Origin of the sequence: Microbulbifer celer, assembly GCF_020991125.1 — a bacterium.
Lineage (GTDB): Bacteria > Pseudomonadota > Gammaproteobacteria > Pseudomonadales > Cellvibrionaceae > Microbulbifer > Microbulbifer celer.
Window position 1 is genome coordinate 2,500,825 of sequence record NZ_CP087715.1, and the last position, 18,469, is coordinate 2,519,293.

Genomic DNA, 18,469 nt, shown 5'->3' on the forward strand with positions numbered 1-18,469 from the left:
CCAAAGAGAGAATCACTTGTGATACGGATGCCCCGCCAGCAGGGTCCAGGCGCGGTAGAGCTGTTCGGCCAGCAGCACTCTGACCAGCGGGTGCGGCATGGTCAGGGCGGACAGGGACCATTTCTGGTTGGCCCGCGCCACACACGCCGGTGACAGGCCATCGGGGCCGCCGATCAGCAGGCACACGTTGTCGCCGGACATCTGCCAGCCCGAGAGCTCCCGGGAGAGCTGCTCGGTACTCCAGGCTTTGCCCTTTACTTCCAATGCGACCACATGGTCTCTGGGGTTGATGGCGGCGAGCATGGCCTCGCCCTCTTTCTGGCGGGCTTTCTCTACCAGTGCGGCGGAATTTTTCTGGCCACGATTGCCGAGGGGAATCTCGACGATTTCCAGGGTCAGTTCACGGGGCAGGCGCTTGGCGTACTCGCTGTAGCCTTCCTGCACCCAGCCCGGCATTTTGCCACCGGCGGCGATGATTCGGATTTTCATCGGGCGTGCGGTCAGTCCTGGTGGGGATCGCTGCCATCACCGCCATCGCGGGAGTTGGGCATCATCGACCAGAGTTTTTCCAGGTCGTAGAAGCTGCGGGTTTCCGCCTGCATGACGTGAATCACGACATCGCCATAGTCCACCAGTACCCATTCGCCCTGCTCCATGCCTTCCACGCCAATCGCGCGGACGCCGGCTTCCTTGACGTCTTCAACGACGTTGTTGGCGAGGGATTTCACCTGCCGGGTGGAGGTACCGGTACAGATGATGAGGGTATCCATCACGTCGCTGAGTTCGGAGACATCGAGGGCGACAATGTCTTTCCCTTTGAGGTCTTCCAGTGCATTTACGGCAATTTTCTTGATATCAGTCATAACACCAACTGGTTTCTGTTCATGGTAATTTTCTACAGTTGCTCGCGGCGCTGGTAGAGCCTGTGAGCCTGGATGTATTCATACACCCGCTCGGGCAGCAGGTACTGCGCGGAGCGGCCACTGCGTATAAGTTTGCGCACGCCGGTGGCGGAGATGGGGAGCAGGGTCTGCTCCCGCAACAGTATCCGCCCGGCGGCTTCGCTGCGCAGGTGTTCGGGCTCGCCGCGGTGCTGGGCGAGCAGCTCTGCCACTTCGCCCCCCTGCGGGATCTGCCAGCCGGGCCGGGTGACAACGATCAGGTGGGCGAGCTCGGTGAGCTTTTCCCATCGGTGCCAGGCGGGCAGCCCGAGCAGGGAGTCCAGTCCCATGCAGAAACTGAGGGAGACGTTATTCCCCAGTTCCTGCCGCAATTCTTCGAGGGTGTCTACGGTGTAGGTGGGCCCTTCCCGGTTCAGTTCGCGCTCGTCCAGCTGCAGCTGCGGGCAGTTTTCCACCGCCAGTGCCACCATGTCGCGTCGCGCTTGGGCAGAGGCACCCGGCTCTGCCCGATGAGCTGGCTGGCGCGACGGCAGCAGGCGCATTTCGTCCAGTTCGAGCAGCTCTTTCAGTTCCAGCGCCATACGCAGATGGCCGAAGTGCACCGGATTGAAGGTGCCGCCAAACAGCGCGATGGTTTTCATTCCCGAATCTGTCCGTCGCCGAACACGATCCACTTCTGCGAGGTCAGCCCTTCCAGGCCCACCGGGCCGCGGGCGTGGATTTTATCGGTACTGATACCGATTTCCGCCCCCAAGCCGTATTCAAAGCCGTCAGCAAAGCGGGTGGAGGCGTTGACCATGACCGAGCTGGAGTCCACTTCGGCCAGGAAACGCCGCGCGCGGGTGTAATCCTCGGTAACGATGGATTCGGTATGACCGGAGCTGTACTGCGCGATGTGGTCCATGGCGGCGTCCATGTCGGCGACGATGCGGATCGACAATACCGGGGCCAGATATTCGGTGACCCAGTCTTCGTCGCTGGCCGGCTGTGCGTCGGGGACGATGGCGCGGGTCTTTTCACAGCCGCGCAGCTCTACCCCCTTTTCACTGTAGGCCGCTGCCAGCCGCGGCAACACTTCGTTGGCGATCCCTTCCGCCACCAGCAGGGTTTCCATGGCGTTGCATACGCCATAGCGATGGGTTTTGGCGTTGAGGGCGATATTGAAGGCTTTTTCGCGGTCGGCACGGTCGTCGATATAGACATGACAGATACCGTCCAGGTGCTTGATCACGGGCACGCGGGCGTCGTTGCTGATGCGTTCGATCAGGCCTTTGCCACCGCGAGGGACGATGACGTCGACATATTCAGACATGGTGATCATGGCGCCCACAGCGGCGCGGTCGGTGGTCTCGACCACCTGCACTGCGGCTTCCGGCAAGCCTGCCTGTTTGAGTCCGGCGGTGATGCAGGCGGCGATGGCCCCATTGGAGTGCAGCGCTTCTTTGCCACCGCGCAGGATGGTGGCGTTGCCGGATTTCAGGCACAGGCTGGCGGCGTCGATGGTAACGTTGGGGCGGGACTCGTAAATGATCCCGATGACGCCCAGGGGCACACGCATTTTACCCAGCTGGATACCGCTGGGGCGGTATTTCAGGTCGGAAATCTCACCCACCGGATCCGGCAGGTCGGCGACCTGGTTGAGACCTTCGATCATGCCATCAATACGCGCATCGGTGAGTTCCAGGCGGTCCAGCAGTGCCGCATCGAGGCCGCTGTCGCGGCCATGCTGCATGTCCTTGGCGTTGGCCGCCGCCAGCTGTGGTCGCTGACGGTCCAGCTCATTGGCTATGGCGTTGAGGGCAGCGTTTTTGGTGCCGGTATCAGCGCGGGCCATCAGGCGGGCGGCGGCGCGGGCGGCGCGGCCCATGGCCTGCATACGGGCTCTGGTGGAATCCTGTTGCTGCTCGGTGGCGCTGACTGTGTTCACTGCTGGTCTCCATGCATGTCGGACTTGCACGGCGGGCGACCATCCGCACCCGCCGGGTTTCCAGTACCGGCGAAACTGCCAGCTTCGCCCGGCTCCGGTAAAAAGGCCGCGCAGTATACCGTAAGCGAACGCTTATCGCGCGCGGCCTGCCAGTTTCTGGTGCAGGTAGGCGATTCCCAGCAGTGCCAGGCCCATGCCCATGAAGGAGGCAACCCGCAACAGCCCTTCCAGACCAGACATATCCACCAGGAACAGTTTGACGATCACCAGCGCGAGCACCGCCATGCCGGCCTGATAGCAGCTGCGCCACCCGCGCCAGCTGCCGATCAGGATTGACCCCACGGCCATCAACAACCACACCGCAGAATAGGTGTAGAGCTCTCCGGTCTCGGCCGGGGTATCCAGGCGGATATTACCCTGCCACAGGTGGCGCACCTCCAGAGAGATCCAGATAAATGCCGCGGCAGCCGCGACCCCAGCCGCCCATTTGCGCACCTGGGGCAGGTAGTAGCGGCTGGCGAGCCAGGCCAGCAGCGCCGGCCCGGCAAACGCGGGCAGCAACAGGTTGAACAGCGGCCGGCCGCTTACTGACTCCCAGGCCCAGGGCTCGCTGGTGGCGGTAGCCAGTAGAATCCACAGATAGTTGATCACGGCGGCCAGCATCAACAGGCGACCGTAACCATCGTACCAGGCAGTGAATTGATCGCTGACCAGGCTCTTGCGGTAATACACCAGCCCCAGCCCGGCAAACAGCCACATATTCACCACCGCCTCGGTAAAGGTGTATTCCGCGGCAAAAGTATTGCCACCGTAGAGCCAGTAGCGAGTTTCCGCCCACAGTGCGAGCACAAACAGGTGCAGCGCTGCGGCCTCGGCCCAGCGCGCCAGTGGCACGAATCCGGGCACCAGCATCCGCGCCGCCAGCCAGGCGCACACGGCGGAACCGCCGTAGGTCCAGAGCGACCAGTGGCTGCCCTCGGGATAAGACAACAACCAGGGGTTGAGCGTCAGCCGCATCACCACCAGCAACAGCACACCCTTGAGCAGCCACCCCAGGGCGGGCACGTCAAACCGGCGGATCAGCCACGCCAACGAGACCGCCTGCAGCGCCAGTGCCAGAGTCAGGCTGGCCTGCTGCAACCACAGGCAGACCGCCAGGCTGTAGCCGAAATGACCCGCCGCAAACAGCCACAGCACCATCGATTTGGGCCACCCTTTGCCCGCTCCACGGCTGCCCAGATACACAAACACCGCCCCCATGATGGCCGCGTACAGACACCACCAGTAGAGCGACAGGTAATCCCCGGCCAGCAGATATCCGGTAAGCAGAGCCAGCACCGGCGCCATTACCGCGAGCGAGGCCCACCAGTAGCGCGCCACACCGCGGCGGAAGTTATGCAGGGACAGCACAGCGAACACGACCGCGGTAACGCCCAGCCACAGCAGGAACGGCCCCTGCTCCGACGCCGCGAATGGCGAAAGCCGGTACTCACCGCTGACCGGGTCCAATCGTGAGATGCCCCAGGCCACACACTGCCCCAGCCACAGCGCCCAGGCGGCGATGGCCAGCCCTGCCCGCTGGCGCGCGCCGATCAATACCACCAGTGCCAGTGGCGTCCATGTCAGCAATGCCAGGGACGAGAAACTTCCTCCCAGGAGAGAGCCTTCAGCCAATAGAGAGCCTTCAGCCGGGATGGAGCCTTCAGCCAGCAAAGAGCCCTCAGCCGACGATAAAAGGCCTTCGCGCAGAATCGACAGACACTGTGCCGCCACCAGCACCAGCAGGCTCGGCAGTATCAGCGGCTCAATGTGCTTTGTCGCCGCAGATCTGCCGCGCAACAGCCAGTCACCCGGCACCACCGTCAGCGCCAGATACCCAAGAATGGCCAGATAGGGCCCGCGCCAGCCATCGGCCTGATCTCCGGTGAGGGAAATCAGCCACCACAGCAGCGCGCCCGCGAGCCACCCCAGCCACAACCAGGCGCGATAGACATGACGTAGCAACAGCAGAACCGAAACAGTGATGATGAGCGCGTAGGCCATCGCGGCCAGCACGTTTCCCTGACCGCTGGAGACCAGTATCGGCACCGAGTAAGCGCCGAGCATGCCAATGGCCGCCAGCACCGGACCGTGCAATCGCGCCAGCCACAGGGTGATCAGTGCGACCACCGCCAGCAGGCCGAACGCAAAACCCGGGGAAATCAGCTGATACAGGTGTACCGCGGAGAGCACCGCGGCAAAAGCGGTGATGGCGCCGCCTCCGGCGAGAGCGGCAAAGACAGGATGGGGCTCGCCGGTCTTGCGGCGCAGATACTCGGCACTCAGATAAAGCGCCAACGCGGTGAGCAGCCCCATCGCTACCCGAGTCTTCGGCCCCAGCAATCCCTGCTCGATACCGTAGCGGGCGAGAAAGATACCGGCCAGTGCGACACAGCCACCGCCGAGCCAAACCATCCAGTGCTGCTGCAGACGGGACCAGAACCCGGCGAGCACGGGTGAGGATGTCCCCGACTCCGTCGGCCAGACCTGCCCCTCCGGGAGATGTGCCGCAGATGGCTTCGCGTTTTCCGGCGCGGGCTTTTTCGGAGATGGAGATGGGGCGGACACGGCAGCCGGCACATTGGCCTTGTCTTCGGCATCCGTCAGATCCAACGGGGGCAGCGGAACCTCGTCGGAACATGGGCAGGCAGGTGTCGCGGGCTGAGCAACCAGCTCGCTGCGCAGCCGGCGGACCTCGGCACGCAGCTTGCGCACCTCGAAGTACGACACGATGCCCAGCACCGCACCGGCCACAATGCCGAAAATGATCAGTAATCCAAACAGTGCAACGCCGTCCATGTGTCCTCGGTAGCTCTTATCTTGTAATCGTTTTATTTACTGCGGTTTTATTCCTGGGACCAACGGTCGAGGTTGACGGCAATACTTGCCAGTCGCTCCAGCGGGTCGTGGCTCGCCAGTAGCTCCACCCGCGTGGCATCTTCCAGTGGCAGCAATTGCGCCAGCTGCCAGGAGAGCGCCTCGGCGGTTTCTACCGGGGGCAGCTTCAGGGCCAGCATGCCAGCGTGCTCCTTGAGTTCATTCAGCACCGCCAGCAGACCGTCGCAGCTTTCCGGTACCGGATGGGTTTCCTCCTCCGGCAACCATTCCACTTCTGCCATCAGCAGGCCGTCGTCTTCCGGGAAAGTCTCGAGCACGCGAAAGCGGGACTCGCCGGACACTTCGATATGCAGCAGCCCCTCTTCCCCCTGGCTCCAGTCGACGATGCGAACATAAAGCCCCAGGGGCCAGACCTCGGCCGTGCTCCCCACCTCCCGGCCGCTGCGGATCAGCGCCACACCAAACCCGGTATCGGTCTTCATACAGTCGGTCACCAGCCGCAGATAGCGCTGCTCAAATATACGCAGCGGCAGCGTGACGCCCGGAAACAATGCCATGCTGAGAGGAAAAAGAGGAATCAACGACACAACAAACACCCCAACCCGTTCTGACCAGCGACAAAGATACCACCCCAACCACCGACACGAGGATAACGTTAAACCTGAACCCCTGATTTCATGACGGATCCAGGTCACAAACAAAACAAAAAATTGCGCCAGCTGATCTAGACTCAATTCAATGATGGTGATGAGTGATACCGGGTCAGCGGCCCGTGAACAAGAGGTATCCCTATGCGTTGGCGCCAAGGTCGCAAGAGTTCCAATGTTGAAGACCGACGCGGCGAATCTGCGCCGCGGGGCGCCGGCGGTGGTGACGGACTGGGCAACCTGCTGGCCCTCGCCCCCTTTTTACTGCGCAGCAAGTTCGGCTGGCTGATCTTGCTGGCGATGGCCGCGTTCTACTTTTTTGGCGGCGACCTGTTCTCGGGCAACACCAATACCGAACCTCCGAGCCTCGGCCCGGACAGCCAGACACAGACACCCGGCCAACCGGCCCCCAGCGATGAGGTGGCGGAATTCGTGTCGGTGGTGCTTGCGGACACAGAGGATACCTGGGACAAACTGTTCCAGCAGGCGGGCTCCCAGTACCCGCCCCCCAAGCTGGTGCTGTACAACAATGCCGTGCGCTCAGCCTGTGGCCTCAGTTCTGCCGCAGTGGGCCCGTTTTATTGCCCCGGAGACGCCAAGGTCTATCTGGATCTGAGCTTTCTGAACGAATTGAAACAGCTCGGCGCCCCCGGCGACTTCGCCTTTGCCTACGTGATTGCCCACGAAGTGGGGCACCATGTGCAGAACCTGATGGGGACCTCGGAGAAAGTGCAGCAGGCGCGGATGCGCGCGGACAAGGTCACCGCCAACCGGCTTTCGGTAATGCTCGAACTTCAGGCAGATTGTTTCGCCGGGGTGTGGGCGTTCTACGCCAACCGCGATCGCGGCATGCTGGAACCCGGTGATGTAGACGAGGGCCTGCGCGCCGCTGCCGCAGTGGGCGACGATCACCTGCAGAGGCGTGCCGGCCGCACGGTAAGCCCGGATGCCTTTACGCACGGCAGCGCGGAACAGCGCGCCTACTGGTTCAAACAGGGTTTTACCACCGGCGATGTGAACAAGTGCAATACCTTTGCTGCGCTGTCCGGTCAGTAACCATCATCCATCTCGGTCTTTCGTTTCCGCGCAGGCGCAGCTAAGCTTGCGCGCTCAAGCGGACGAGAATTCGAAGTAACCGCTCCATCCAACTAGTCTCAGGGAGATTCCCGTGCCAAAAGCTACAGCCCGCCACATCCTGGTAGAAAGTGAAACCCAGTGTGAAGATCTGAAAAAACAGATCGAAGAAGGTGCCGATTTCGGCAAAATTGCCCAGCAGTATTCCAAGTGCCCTTCCGGCCGCAGCGGCGGTGACCTGGGAGAGTTCAGCCAGGGGCAGATGGTCCCGGAGTTCGACAAGGTGGTATTTAATGAAGAGCTGAACAAGGTCCACGGTCCGGTGAAGACCCAGTTCGGCTACCACCTGCTGGAAGTGACCAGTCGCAGCGACTGATTGCGCTTGATCGCCTTTCTTTGCCCATAAAAAAACCGCGCCACGGTGCTAATGCTGCTCACTTAAAGAAGGTCTGAGCGAAGGCGGCGATACCGGGTGCGGTCTTGTGAGACCTTCTGCGAGAGGGACCTCGCAGAAGAGCCCCCATGGATGGGTTCACGGCGTGTCTCACAAGACCGCACCCGGTAGCGACGCCGCCACTTGGCAGCATAAGTGAACAGCATTACGCCACGGTGCGGTTTTTTATGGGCAGCAGATCCTCACAGGGCGGTTTTCAGTTCGGTGGTAACCAGCTCGATGACTTTCCTGTTCAAGGGCACCCAGCGATGCAGGCTGACGGGTATGCAAAAGGAACGTCCCAAAGGCAGGCACGAACTGGAGTGCGGCACGACAGTGATGTCGTAGGGCGTCCAGATCGACACCGGTGCGGTAGGTTCCAGTAGTGCAATCTCACGGTTGAGATCATTGAGAAAGTCGCTGCCGATGCACAGCTGGCGTCCGCCCCTGTAGGGAAGAAAGCGCGCCCAGAAACTGCCGAAATGCGGGCTGGAGATGGTCACCAGCTTGTGCACCCTGGCGGTGCCTCCCAACCTCTGCAGGTAGTAACGCGCCACAATGCCCCCCATACTGAAGCCGACCACGGCACACGTCTCGCCGTGCTCGGTCACAGTTTCCACCAGATCATGCACTTGCTGCGCCAGCGGCTCCAATCCGTGCCAGCCGCTGTTGGGTTTCAGGTTGATGTAGTGTGCCCTGAAACCTGCCTTTTCCAGATTGTCCTTTATCCGGTGCATCGACTTGCCGCGGTCAAAGATACCGGGCACCAGGATGGCGACTCTGCTTTTTTGCTGCACTTTCACAAACGCCTGCTTGCCCCTACCGCCTTAAAGCATAGAAGCCCGCAGCCGCAACGCCTGTCGCGGCCCAGCGACTAGTGGTCCATGCGGAAAATTCTGTAACCGATCACTTCGCCACAAACTCCAGGGCGGCGCTGAAAAAGCTTGAATTAACGCTGCTAGTCCTGCGCTTTTTCAACGCCACCCTGGAGCCTGTAGCTGTGTGCTTTAGTTACCGAATTTCCCGCATGGACCACTAGCTCGTCACGACCTCACGGTTCATCGCTGGCTTTCCCGGCTGTGCCACCACTTTCGGCTTGGGCAGCGGCTTGATCAGCACCAGCAGTAACGGTAACAGGGTCAGCGAGCCCAGCAGTGCAGCGGTCATTGCCAGCGCGGTCAACAGGCCGAAGTAGATCGACGGCACGAACTTGGACAGCGCCAGGATCGAGAAGCCGGCAATAATGGTGATGGCGGTGTAGAACATCGCGCGTCCGATGGTGGCGTGACTGCGGTGCATGGTGGCCACGTAATTGCCGTCTTTAGCGAACTCCTCGCGGAACCGATACAGATAGTGGATCGCGTGGTCCACACCGATTCCCACGGTAATCGCGGCGATGGTGATGGTCATCATATCCAGTGGAATATTGGCCAGCCCCATACCGCCCAGTACCACACAGGCGGCGAGCATGTTCGGCACCAGCGCAATAACCGCCAACCACAGGGAGCGGAACAGCACCAGGAACATCAGCAGGATACCGGCAAATACCGCCCCCAGGGTCAGGATCTGGGATTTGAACAGGCTCTGCAGCATATTGTTGTACAGCACCAGCATCCCGGTCTGACGTACGTTGTCAGGCGCAATGCCCATATCATTTTCCACATAGTGGTAGATACGCTGAATCAGCTCATCCCGGCGCAGGTTGGGGTCGGTTTCCTTCACCCGCATGGTGATACGAACCTGCTGATCGCCGGCCGACCAGTACGGGTTCACCAGTACCTGATTGATTTCCTGCGGCAGGCTCTGGCGGGCCACCGCCAGCTCGAAGTCATTCAGACCGCCGTTGTTCAGGTCCTTGGCGACTTTGTACAGGGTCGCCAGTGACTGCACCTTGCCGATCTCGGGCTGCGATTCGAGGAAGTCGTGCAACTGCTCGATCTGGTTCAGCCCCGCCACGGTGAACCAGTAGGGATCGACGCTCTGGCCGGCACCGCCGCCGGACGCAAAGGGATCATCCGCTGCGAAAGGATCCTCTGCCGCAAACGGATCGGCCTCTTCACCGCCTGAGTCATCACCAAAGTCACCGCCGAACGGATCCTCTTCACCTTCAAAGGCAACGGCAGTCTCTTGAGGCTTGTCCAGCACCACATCCAGATTGATGGTGCCGCCGAGGCGCTGGTCGATTACCAGCATGCCCTGATAGATCTCGGTGGAATCATCAAAATAATCGATAAAGCGGTTTTCCACCTTCAGCTGGGTAATGCCTACCGCGCTGACTCCTGCCGCAAGCGCAGCCACGCCCAGCACCACCCACTTGTGATTCTCCGCAAAGCGCGAAAACACCTGGGTAAAGGCATGGGAATTGTCTTCGCCCTGCCCGGCATCGCGCTTTTTCAGCAGCATCAGGCTGGCGGGAATAATCAGGAATGACAGTACCAGTGCCAACACCACTCCCATGGTCATCATCCAGCCAAAGTCGATCACCGGGCGGATACCGCTGACCACCAGCGAAATGAAGGCGACCATGGTGGTCAGCCCGGTATACAGGCACGGCTTGGCCATGAAAGACACGGTGGCCGACGCCAGCTGAAAGCGATTCCACTCGGGATGTTCAGCAAAATACTCCCGATAGCGCACCGCCAGGTGAATGGTGATGGCGAGCGTGATGATCAGCAGCAGAGCCACGAAGTTGGCGGAGATCACCGTCAACCGCCAGTCGAGCCAGCTCAGCAGCCCCAGCATCATCACCGCGGTGGCTACACATGTGGTCAGCGGCAGCAGCACCCAGCGCGGCTGGCGGAAGATCAACAGCAGAGTAACCACGATAAAAGCCAGAATACCGGCCCCGAACACCGCCAGGTCACTCTGGATAAACGCGATCATATCCGAGGTGATCATGGTGAGACCGCCCAGGAACAGTTCGGCGCTATCGTCGTACTGGGACAGGATCCCGCGCACTTCCTTCACCCGCTCGCGGGCCGCCTCCTCCTGTGCCGTGCGGTGCTGCAGGTATTCCGCACTCACAGCTTCCAGGCGCCGGGATTCTTCTGCACTGAGCCCCTGTTCATTGCGTTGGCGACGCAGGGCATCGCGCTCGCGCACCAGATCCAGGCCTTTCTGGTCCAGCTGGAGATTGAGCATCATGGCGGTAGTTTCGCCATCGGGGCTCAGAATCAGGTCTTTGTAGATCGGGCTTTCAAGGAACTCCTTTTTGGCCAGATCCCGGTCCACTCCGGGACTGGAGAGGGTGCGGATACCGTCGGCCACATCGGTAATAGAAAGCTTGGGGCTGTACAGCAGGGGAACATTCAGGATGGACTGAACACCGGCAACGCCCTCCACCATCGACAGCTCATCCTGCAGGCGGCGCAGCGTCGCCAGGGAGTCGTCACTGAACAGGTCGCCCTGATTGTAGCGATAGGTGACAACCAGAAAGTCCCCGGAGTTGTAACGCTCGGAAATCTCGCGGAAGAAATCCAGCGAATCGTCGGTTTCCAGGGTCAGAGAATCCGCGGAAGCATCCAGTTTGAACCGGGGCAGGCCTGCTGCAGCGGCGATTGTCAGCAATGCCACCAGTGCCAGCACGGTTTTCGGATTTCCGAGCACCAGTTTTTCGTACCAGGTCTTCAAGCCCAACAACATAATCAATTCGCTTATCTAAAATGGGAAAGGCGCAATGGGTCTGCGCCGGTGCCAATAGTTTCTATTAACCGACTGCGTCAATTAATCAGTATCTACCGGCATATTTAATCGATCTATTCGAAAAGTCCGTGATCTCGCTAGCAAGTGTTCACACGCGCTATTTATCCACATGACCGAGATCCCGGTCCGGGAACAGCACATCGCGCACTTTCTGCTTCAGTTCCTTTGGCCCCGGGAAGCCGCCGTCCCGTTTGCGCTCCCAGATCAGGATATCGCCAACGCGTATCTCGAACACGCCGCCAGATCCCGGCTGCAGGGCCACCTGCTCCAGATCTTCAGCGAAAGTGTACAGTAACTCCTGCGCCATCCAGGTGGCGCGCAGCATCCAGTTGCACTGGACGCAGTAATGAATGGTTACGACTTTTTGCATCGGATAGATCTCAACGAATACCCCAGGGGGGCAATAGGGTCTGCTCGATTTCCAACTGGCTCAGAATTCTGGCCACGACGAAATCCACCAGGTCTTCCACCGACTGCGGCTTCTGATAAAAACCGGGACTGGCGGGCAGGATCATCGCGCCCATGCGGGTGAGCTTGAGCATGTTTTCCAGGTGGATCTCAGAATATGGGGCTTCTCTCGGCACCAGAATCAACTGGCGACGCTCCTTGAGCGCAACGTCCGCCGCGCGTTCGATCAGATTGTTCGATGCCCCACAGGCAATCGCCGACAGGGTGCCGCCGCTGGCCGGACAGATCACCAGGCTGCTGGCGGTGCCGGTGCCCGAAGCCACAGGCGAGAACCAGTCGCGCTTGCCGAACAGGATCAGCTGCCCGTCCTCCGCGCCGTACAGCTCACACAGGAAGGATGCCGTCCGGGCCTCATCTTCCGGCAGAGTAACCTCGGTTTCGGTCTCGATCACGATGCGCGCGGCATCGGACAGTAGCAGCCATACACGCACCCGCGCCGCCAGCAGGCATTGCAGCAGGCGCAGGCCATACTGCGCCCCGGAGGCGCCGGTCATGGCAAGGGTGACGGTCTTGGAAAACGCAGATTCAGACAAAGCAGACCCGTATCGCCTCATCTATATAGAGGCTCGTTACCTATTTCTGTTGCCCATACCTTTGTTCAAGTGCATCGAGCAACCGCTGGTGTACACCGCCAAAGCCCCCGTTACTCATCACAATCACGTGACTGCCGGGGGCTGACAGTTCGAGGACGGATTCTACCGCAGCGTCGATGCTGTGGAGAACCTTCGCCGGCACCGTGGAATGGTGAACCACCTCATCCAGCGACCAATCCATCCCTTCCGGCTGGTACCACAGCACCAGGTCAGCCCCCGCACAGGCCCGCGCCAGCTGATTCTGGTGATGCCCCATACGCATGGTATTGGAGCGCGGCTCAATCAGCGCAATCACCTTGTCGCTGCCCACCTTGGCCCGCAGGCCGTTCAGCGTGGTCTCGATGGCAGTGGGGTGATGGGCGAAATCGTCATACACGCGAATGCCCTGGATGTCCCCCAGGCACTCCATACGGCGCTTCACGCCACCAAACCTGGCCAGCGCTTCCGCCGCCGTCGCCGGCTCGACCCCCACATGGCGGGCAGCCGCCATGACCGCGAGGCCATTCTTTACACTGTGCTGGCCGGTTTGCCCCCATGCCACACTCGCTACAGTGTTGCCTTCCAGCTGCACGTCAAAGTGGCTGCCGTCCGCGGCCACATTGACCGCACACCAGTCGCCCAGGCGCACGCCGTCTGGCCGCTCGACATCAAAATGTTGTACCTCGCTCCAGCAGCCCTGCTCCAGCACCTGGGAGACCGCGTCTTCCTGTGCGGCGATGACCAGGCCGCTACCGGGCACCGTGCGCACCAGGTGGTGGAACTGTTTCTGGATTGCCGCGAGGTCATCAAAAATGTCCGCGTGGTCAAACTCCAGGTTGTTGATGATCAGGGTGCGCGGACGGTAATGGACAAATTTTGAGCGCTTGTCGAAAAACGCCGTATCGTACTCGTCGGCTTCCACCACGAAAAACGGGGTAGTTCCAAGGCGGGCGGACACATCGAAGTTCTGCGGTACACCACCAATCAGGAACCCCGGGTCCATGCCCGCGTAGTCCAGCACCCAGGCCAGCATACTGGCAGTGGTGGTTTTGCCATGGGTGCCAGAAACCGCCAGCACCCAGCGCCCGCCGAGGAAATGGTCACACAGCCACTGGGCGCCGGAGGTATAGGACAGCCCCTTTTCCAGCACCGCCTCTACCGCCGGGTTGCCGCGGGACAGGGCATTGCCGACGATCACCAGATCCGGTGCCGGATCCAGCTGGGCCGGGTCATAGCCCTCGGTCAGCGCAATGCCGGCGCGCTCAAGCTGGGTACTCATGGGCGGATAGACGTTGGCATCGGAACCGGTGACCTTGTGACCTTCCGCCACTGCCAGCTGGGCGAGACTGCCCATAAACGTGCCACAGATGCCTAAAATATGAATATGCATGCCAGATCAAACACTCATTGCGGGGAGCTTCGGGCCTTACTTCAGCCTGGCAGACTGCGTATTCACGCAATTTTTGCTCAGAAACAGACCTCAAACCCCTGTTCAGGAGGAGATTCCGCGCCCGGGCGCGGTTCTTGCTTCATTTTATGACGGTGCCCAAAGCCTTGGGCAGAAGCGGTGTATTCACGAACCCGCAAGCTTATCACGCAACCAGGGCGCCAACTATTAACCAGACCCCGTAAACATATGCGAACAGTGTCTCGCAGGTATTCGCTCCCACAGGCCGCAAATGCCCGCAATTCCATGCAATTGCCATATGAATACATTAGACTTCGCGCCGCACCGACCGTCCAAAACAAGGTCGGGATTATAAAAAGACGAAGAGAAACCGCCTGATGACAATCAGGGCGCACTTATTGCCAGCAGCTATTTCCAGCACCAAAGGAAGAACATGTCGACGAAGAACGCTTTTTACGCGCAGTCCGGTGGGGTCACCGCCGTCATTAACGCCTCCGCCTGTGGAGTGATCGAAACCGCCCGCCAACATCCAGACAAAATCGGTAAAGTCTACGCAGGACTGAACGGTATCGTCGGCGCTCTCAAGGAGGAGTTGATCGATGTCAGCCAGGAAAGCGAAGCCACCATTGCCGCCTTGCGCCACACCCCTTCCGGTGCCTTTGGCTCCTGCCGCTACAAACTGAAAAGTCTGGAGCAGAACCGCGCGGAGTATGAACGCCTGATCGAAGTCTTCAAAGCACACGACATCGGCTATTTCTTCTATAACGGTGGCGGCGATTCCGCCGATACCTGCCTGAAAATTTCCCAGCTGTCGGAAAAAATGGGTTACCCCATTCAGGCCATCCATATCCCCAAAACTGTCGACAACGATCTGCCGTTTACCGACAACTGCCCGGGGTTCGGTTCCGTTGCCAAATACGTGGCCATTTCCACCCAGGAGGCCGCACTGGACGTGGCCTCCATGTGTGCCACTTCCACCAAAGTGTTCATCCTCGAAGTGATGGGCCGTCACGCGGGCTGGATTGCCGCCGCCGGCGCCCTGGCCCAGGAGCAGGAAGGCGATGCGCCGCATATCATCCTGCTGCCGGAAGTCGCGTTCGACAAAGAGAAATTTCTGGAGAAAGTGCAGAAAACCGTCGACGAAAACGGGTACTGTGTGATCGTGGCGTCTGAAGGTGCCCAGTACGAAGATGGCACCTTCCTCGCCGACGCCGGCAGTGTCGATGCATTCGGCCACAAACAGCTGGGGGGTGTCGCGCCGACCCTGGCCAAGATGGTCAAGGACGAGCTGGGTATGAAATACCACTGGGCGCTGGCGGACTACCTGCAGCGCGCCGCACGTCACATCGCTTCCGCGACTGATGTTGAACAGGCATACGCTGTGGGCAAAGCGGCGGTAGAAGCCGCGGTTGCCGGTAAAAACAGCATCATGCCCACCATCGAGCGCAACGGTACCGCTTCGGCCGACTACAGCTGGACCATCGGTGAGGCACCGCTGTCAGAAGTCGCGAATGTGGAAAAGTTCATGCCTAAGGAATTTATCGCGGAAGATGGTTTCGGTATCACCCAGGCCGGTCGCGACTATCTCGAGCCGCTGATCCAGGGCGAAGACTACCCACCCTACAAGAACGGCATTCCGCAGTATGCGCGCCTCAAAAAAGCGCTGGTGGAAAAGAAACTGGGCAACAGCTTCGACGTATAACGCCCGACCGTTGGCCCTGGTGCAGCCGTCGCGCCGGGGCGCCCCTCCCCGCAGACATTACACTGCACCAGTCAATGGCTCGCATGCTGAATGAAAGCCTCATAAAACACTGAGGTCATCCACAGTATTCAGAGAGGCCCGATTTCGATACTGGCTTGGCGTCACGCCTTCTGTATATCGAAACACACGATAAAAGTTTGAAGAATCCGCATAATTTACCAGCCTCGCTATCTCGTTCGCGGGAAGATTCGTATCCAGAAGATAACATTTGGCCACAGCGATCCGATAATTAACCACCAGTTCCTGGTAGTTTACGCCATCCCCCCGTAAGTGGCGACGCAAGGTGCGCACGCTTTTAAATAGCTTTCCGGCCATTATCTCCATGGTGGGAATAGCCCCGGCATGGCTGGCCATTATCCTATAAATCTTCTCCACAAGCAGAGATTGCGGCTCTAGCTTTTCGAGAACGCGTTTTGACAACGCAGATAGCAGCTCAGCCACAAGGGGGTCGGTGGAATTTACGGACTTCCTCAAAAACTCAACAGGAATTACGACCCGGGTACCACCGGAAACAAAGCGAACGTCGCATCCGAGGCGTTGCCTGAGTGAGCGCTTGAACTCAAGACTTGACAAAGGAAGAGCCAGCTCCACTCGCCGAAATGGCGGCGCGCCATCTCCAAACATCTCGCCCAAGCGAGCCCAGCACATCAACCAGTCTTTGATTAGCTGAAACTGACACTCGCGGTGCGGCGCACTAGACGTACTAAGAGGATCTGGGGCAAGGAAATACAAGTTGACATCATCGCCTTTCACATCCTGCTGAACCAGCAAGGCAGGGCAAATAAGATCTTGGTAAAGCAGGTATCGACAGAGCCACTCATCGAAATTCTCACTGGACAGAAGGAGGTGCGCAATGATTTCCCTGCGAAACATCAGTGGCAGAAAGTTTGCTCCACGAGTATCGTTATTGGTTACTGAAAACATGCTTGGCGCACTCCCTACCTCATTCATTTGAGCCGTGACACGCACTGACGAATCAGCCATCACTCCATGCCTCTTCCAAAGCCCACCGTTTTACGCTCATACTGCAGACCAAACCCAGCTTTCTCGGCAGCCAAGACCGCAATGCGTAGCCGATGAGCCACCAGCCCTACGCCGAACCCTACCCTATTCAATTCAGGACCCTGTCATACTCTCCCCATCCGCTTAGCCGGCCCGTCCCGGGACTTTCTCGGCTTGAACCTGCTTTTAACTTGTCACATTAATATATTATGCGTAGCTGAAAATTCTAGCATTCCTCATAAAAAACGCACTTTCAAGACAAACTTGTCCGATCAGGCCATTCCTGCCAATCTTTCCCCCGGGAATGAAGTCCTTGGCCGCAGCTTTTCTACTGGCCGACACGCCTGCCCTCCGCCGCCCCCCTGCATGGGGGCCAACACCTTTACTTTCCCTGAAAGCACAAAAATTTTCCCATCAGCTCTACTTATCGACAGAAAAACCCGCTAAATAGTTGCGAGAGAGCCCAACATTCCGCACAAACTGTGATAAAGATCACGGCGTAATGGAAGCGAGCATCGCCCTACACAAAGCTCCGACTCTCCCCAACCCGAGCATCGCGTCAAAATTCAAACCAGTAAGTTATAAAATCGGCTTCCTTAAAAGTTTACGTTCTAAGAAACCGATACAGCGGAGAGAATATTGAACACGTACTCTTCGAAAGAAAAAGTAGCGCAGTTTCACAGAGAGAAATTTTGACAAGTAAGACCAGCTTTCAAATTACCAGGCAGGGAGCCATCAAACCGACTTAGAAAACCATTGAACCGACCTTAAAAGTCACTCCTGATGGCTTTTAAGGTCGTTTTAAAGTCAAAAAAAGAAGCACATGTCAATGTGATCAGGAAAAAATTTTGGAGGTATAACATAAACATCGGGATGCTTTTCATCACTGGATGAAAACTGGAAAACTCACAGACCAGCTCTCAGGCAGCGCATTAGAACAACCCAAAATTGTCACAGATTTATTGAGAAACGCAAAAGGGATTTACACAAGATGAGCAAATTCAATCATGCGTCCACACTCCAAGAAGAACGCGATCCCTGCCTGACAAAAAATGAAACGTACGAGAATATAATGAACGCGGCCGAGGCGACCTTGAGGTACAAAAACCCGGAGGATATAAGTACCACAGACTTGATATTGTTAACGGGGTACCCTGAGGAGCTCATCAGCGATCACTTCTCCAACATCAACATGGCAATCACAGCACTGGCAGAACGGCATACTAACCTGTTCTGCGAAAGTGTGGACCAAGTAATACCTCCAAATTCCATCAACAATTGGAAAGACATTACTTCCCTACTGTTTGATATCTGCTTTCTATATTACAAAAATCACGAATCCGCCCTGAAACTTCACTATGGCCCACAGTTAAGTCGAGCGCAAAGCAAACAACAGCTCAAGAGAAACAGTAGTTTTTCACGCATCATCCTTAACGCCATATCGAGAAACTTTGACATACCCTATCGCCAGGAATATCTGGCCACATTCTGGCTCGCGGTTACCGTATATGATTGCTTTTGCAGCCTTTCCTTTTCTATTTCAGAAAACATCAGCAAAGACAGCTCGGACAAGGGAAAGTCTGCGGCTATAGCCTATATAGAGAAAACTCTGGGAAAGGAAATAGATGAGGAGATCAAGCAGAAACCTTGATGAAAAACAGTTTCCATTAAAGCTATTTTTAAGATAAAGCCGAA

The 18,469-nt window shown here is 58.4% G+C and carries 16 protein-coding genes; 4 read left to right on the forward strand and 12 right to left on the reverse strand.

All coding sequences use genetic code 11. The features are described 5' to 3' along the window. Positions 1-12: 12 nt before the first annotated feature. The 6 genes from rlmH to LPW13_RS10475 all read right to left on the reverse strand — a co-directional run bounded on the left by rlmH (position 13) and on the right by LPW13_RS10475 (position 6,293). On the reverse strand, positions 13-489 hold the full coding sequence (gene rlmH, locus LPW13_RS10450) for a 23S rRNA (pseudouridine(1915)-N(3))-methyltransferase RlmH (protein ID WP_230435207.1): 477 nt from the start codon (positions 487-489) through the stop codon (positions 13-15). Between the two features lie 11 nt (positions 490-500). Then, positions 501-863: a ribosome silencing factor gene (rsfS, locus tag LPW13_RS10455; protein ID WP_230435209.1), complete on the reverse strand. Its 363-nt coding sequence runs from the start codon at positions 861-863 to the stop codon at positions 501-503. Positions 864-895: 32 nt separating this feature from the next. Beyond that, on the reverse strand, positions 896-1,543 hold the full coding sequence (gene nadD / locus LPW13_RS10460; RefSeq protein WP_230435211.1) for a nicotinate-nucleotide adenylyltransferase: 648 nt from the start codon (positions 1,541-1,543) through the stop codon (positions 896-898). Continuing rightward, positions 1,540-2,829: a glutamate-5-semialdehyde dehydrogenase gene (locus LPW13_RS10465; protein ID WP_268932634.1), complete on the reverse strand. Its 1,290-nt coding sequence runs from the start codon at positions 2,827-2,829 to the stop codon at positions 1,540-1,542. Before LPW13_RS10465 ends, nadD begins: the two co-directional genes overlap by 4 nt. 132 nt (positions 2,830-2,961) lie before the next feature. Further along, the gene (locus LPW13_RS10470) at positions 2,962-5,667 is read right to left on the reverse strand and encodes a DUF2339 domain-containing protein (protein WP_230435212.1); all 2,706 of its coding nucleotides are present in this window, start codon (positions 5,665-5,667) and stop codon (positions 2,962-2,964) included. A 47-nt stretch (positions 5,668-5,714) separates the two neighbouring features. Then, positions 5,715-6,293: an LON peptidase substrate-binding domain-containing protein gene (locus LPW13_RS10475; RefSeq protein WP_230435214.1), complete on the reverse strand. Its 579-nt coding sequence runs from the start codon at positions 6,291-6,293 to the stop codon at positions 5,715-5,717. A 204-nt stretch (positions 6,294-6,497) separates the two neighbouring features. Here LPW13_RS10475 and ypfJ point away from each other — a divergent pair, with 204 nt between their 5' ends. After that, entirely contained in the window at positions 6,498-7,409 is a 912-nt protein-coding gene (gene ypfJ / locus LPW13_RS10480; protein ID WP_230435216.1) for a KPN_02809 family neutral zinc metallopeptidase, read from the forward strand. A gap of 112 nt (positions 7,410-7,521) precedes the next feature. After that, the gene (locus LPW13_RS10485) at positions 7,522-7,803 is read left to right on the forward strand and encodes a peptidylprolyl isomerase (RefSeq protein ID WP_230435218.1); all 282 of its coding nucleotides are present in this window, start codon (positions 7,522-7,524) and stop codon (positions 7,801-7,803) included. 260 nt (positions 7,804-8,063) lie between these two features. Here the strand turns inward: LPW13_RS10485 and LPW13_RS10490 are convergent, their stop codons facing one another. From LPW13_RS10490 to mpl, 5 genes are all read right to left on the reverse strand, one after another. Beyond that, positions 8,064-8,663 carry an esterase/lipase family protein gene (locus LPW13_RS10490; protein ID WP_230435220.1) on the reverse strand — a complete coding sequence of 200 codons (600 nt, stop codon included), beginning with the start codon at positions 8,661-8,663 and terminating at the stop codon, positions 8,064-8,066. Positions 8,664-8,895: 232 nt separating this feature from the next. Next, a complete protein-coding gene (locus tag LPW13_RS10495; RefSeq protein ID WP_230435221.1) occupies positions 8,896-11,502 on the reverse strand; it encodes an efflux RND transporter permease subunit in 2,607 nt (868 codons plus the stop codon). 157 nt (positions 11,503-11,659) lie between these two features. Further along, entirely contained in the window at positions 11,660-11,932 is a 273-nt protein-coding gene (locus LPW13_RS10500; RefSeq protein ID WP_230435223.1) for a SelT/SelW/SelH family protein, read from the reverse strand. Between the two features lie 10 nt (positions 11,933-11,942). Continuing rightward, entirely contained in the window at positions 11,943-12,524 is a 582-nt protein-coding gene (locus LPW13_RS10505; protein ID WP_230439186.1) for a flavin prenyltransferase UbiX, read from the reverse strand. A 79-nt stretch (positions 12,525-12,603) separates the two neighbouring features. Further along, positions 12,604-13,992 carry a UDP-N-acetylmuramate:L-alanyl-gamma-D-glutamyl-meso-diaminopimelate ligase gene (gene mpl / locus LPW13_RS10510; protein ID WP_230435225.1) on the reverse strand — a complete coding sequence of 463 codons (1,389 nt, stop codon included), beginning with the start codon at positions 13,990-13,992 and terminating at the stop codon, positions 12,604-12,606. Between the two features lie 451 nt (positions 13,993-14,443). Between mpl and LPW13_RS10515 the strand changes: the two genes are divergently transcribed. Next, the gene (locus LPW13_RS10515) at positions 14,444-15,712 is read left to right on the forward strand and encodes a 6-phosphofructokinase (protein ID WP_230435227.1); all 1,269 of its coding nucleotides are present in this window, start codon (positions 14,444-14,446) and stop codon (positions 15,710-15,712) included. 99 nt (positions 15,713-15,811) lie between these two features. On the opposite strand, the gene LPW13_RS10520 is transcribed toward LPW13_RS10515, so the two are convergent. Then, positions 15,812-16,696 (reverse strand): helix-turn-helix transcriptional regulator, encoded by an 885-nt coding sequence (locus LPW13_RS10520; RefSeq protein ID WP_230435229.1) that lies wholly within the window; start codon positions 16,694-16,696, stop codon positions 15,812-15,814. A 1,069-nt stretch (positions 16,697-17,765) separates the two neighbouring features. Here LPW13_RS10520 and LPW13_RS10525 point away from each other — a divergent pair. Continuing rightward, complete coding sequence (locus LPW13_RS10525; protein ID WP_230435231.1) at positions 17,766-18,425, forward strand: hypothetical protein; 660 nt, start codon at positions 17,766-17,768, stop codon at positions 18,423-18,425. Positions 18,426-18,469: the final 44 nt, after the last annotated feature.

Bases quoted from the DNA above. Each gene is read 5' to 3' on its own strand.
- LPW13_RS10520 (WP_230435229.1), bottom strand. From the start codon at position 16,696: ATGTTTTCAGTAACCAATAACGATACTCGTGGAGCAAACTTTCTGCCA.
- LPW13_RS10495 (WP_230435221.1), bottom strand. From the start codon at position 11,502: ATGTTGTTGGGCTTGAAGACCTGGTACGAAAAACTGGTGCTCGGAAAT.
- mpl (WP_230435225.1), bottom strand. From the start codon at position 13,992: ATGCATATTCATATTTTAGGCATCTGTGGCACGTTTATGGGCAGTCTC.
- rsfS (WP_230435209.1), bottom strand. From the start codon at position 863: ATGACTGATATCAAGAAAATTGCCGTAAATGCACTGGAAGACCTCAAA.
- LPW13_RS10515 (WP_230435227.1), top strand. From the start codon at position 14,444: ATGTCGACGAAGAACGCTTTTTACGCGCAGTCCGGTGGGGTCACCGCC.
- LPW13_RS10525 (WP_230435231.1), top strand. From the start codon at position 17,766: ATGAGCAAATTCAATCATGCGTCCACACTCCAAGAAGAACGCGATCCC.
- nadD (WP_230435211.1), bottom strand. From the start codon at position 1,543: ATGAAAACCATCGCGCTGTTTGGCGGCACCTTCAATCCGGTGCACTTC.
- rlmH (WP_230435207.1), bottom strand. From the start codon at position 489: ATGAAAATCCGAATCATCGCCGCCGGTGGCAAAATGCCGGGCTGGGTG.
- ypfJ (WP_230435216.1), top strand. From the start codon at position 6,498: ATGCGTTGGCGCCAAGGTCGCAAGAGTTCCAATGTTGAAGACCGACGC.
- LPW13_RS10470 (WP_230435212.1), bottom strand. From the start codon at position 5,667: ATGGACGGCGTTGCACTGTTTGGATTACTGATCATTTTCGGCATTGTG.
- LPW13_RS10505 (WP_230439186.1), bottom strand. From the start codon at position 12,524: ATGACCGGCGCCTCCGGGGCGCAGTATGGCCTGCGCCTGCTGCAATGC.
- LPW13_RS10500 (WP_230435223.1), bottom strand. From the start codon at position 11,932: ATGCAAAAAGTCGTAACCATTCATTACTGCGTCCAGTGCAACTGGATG.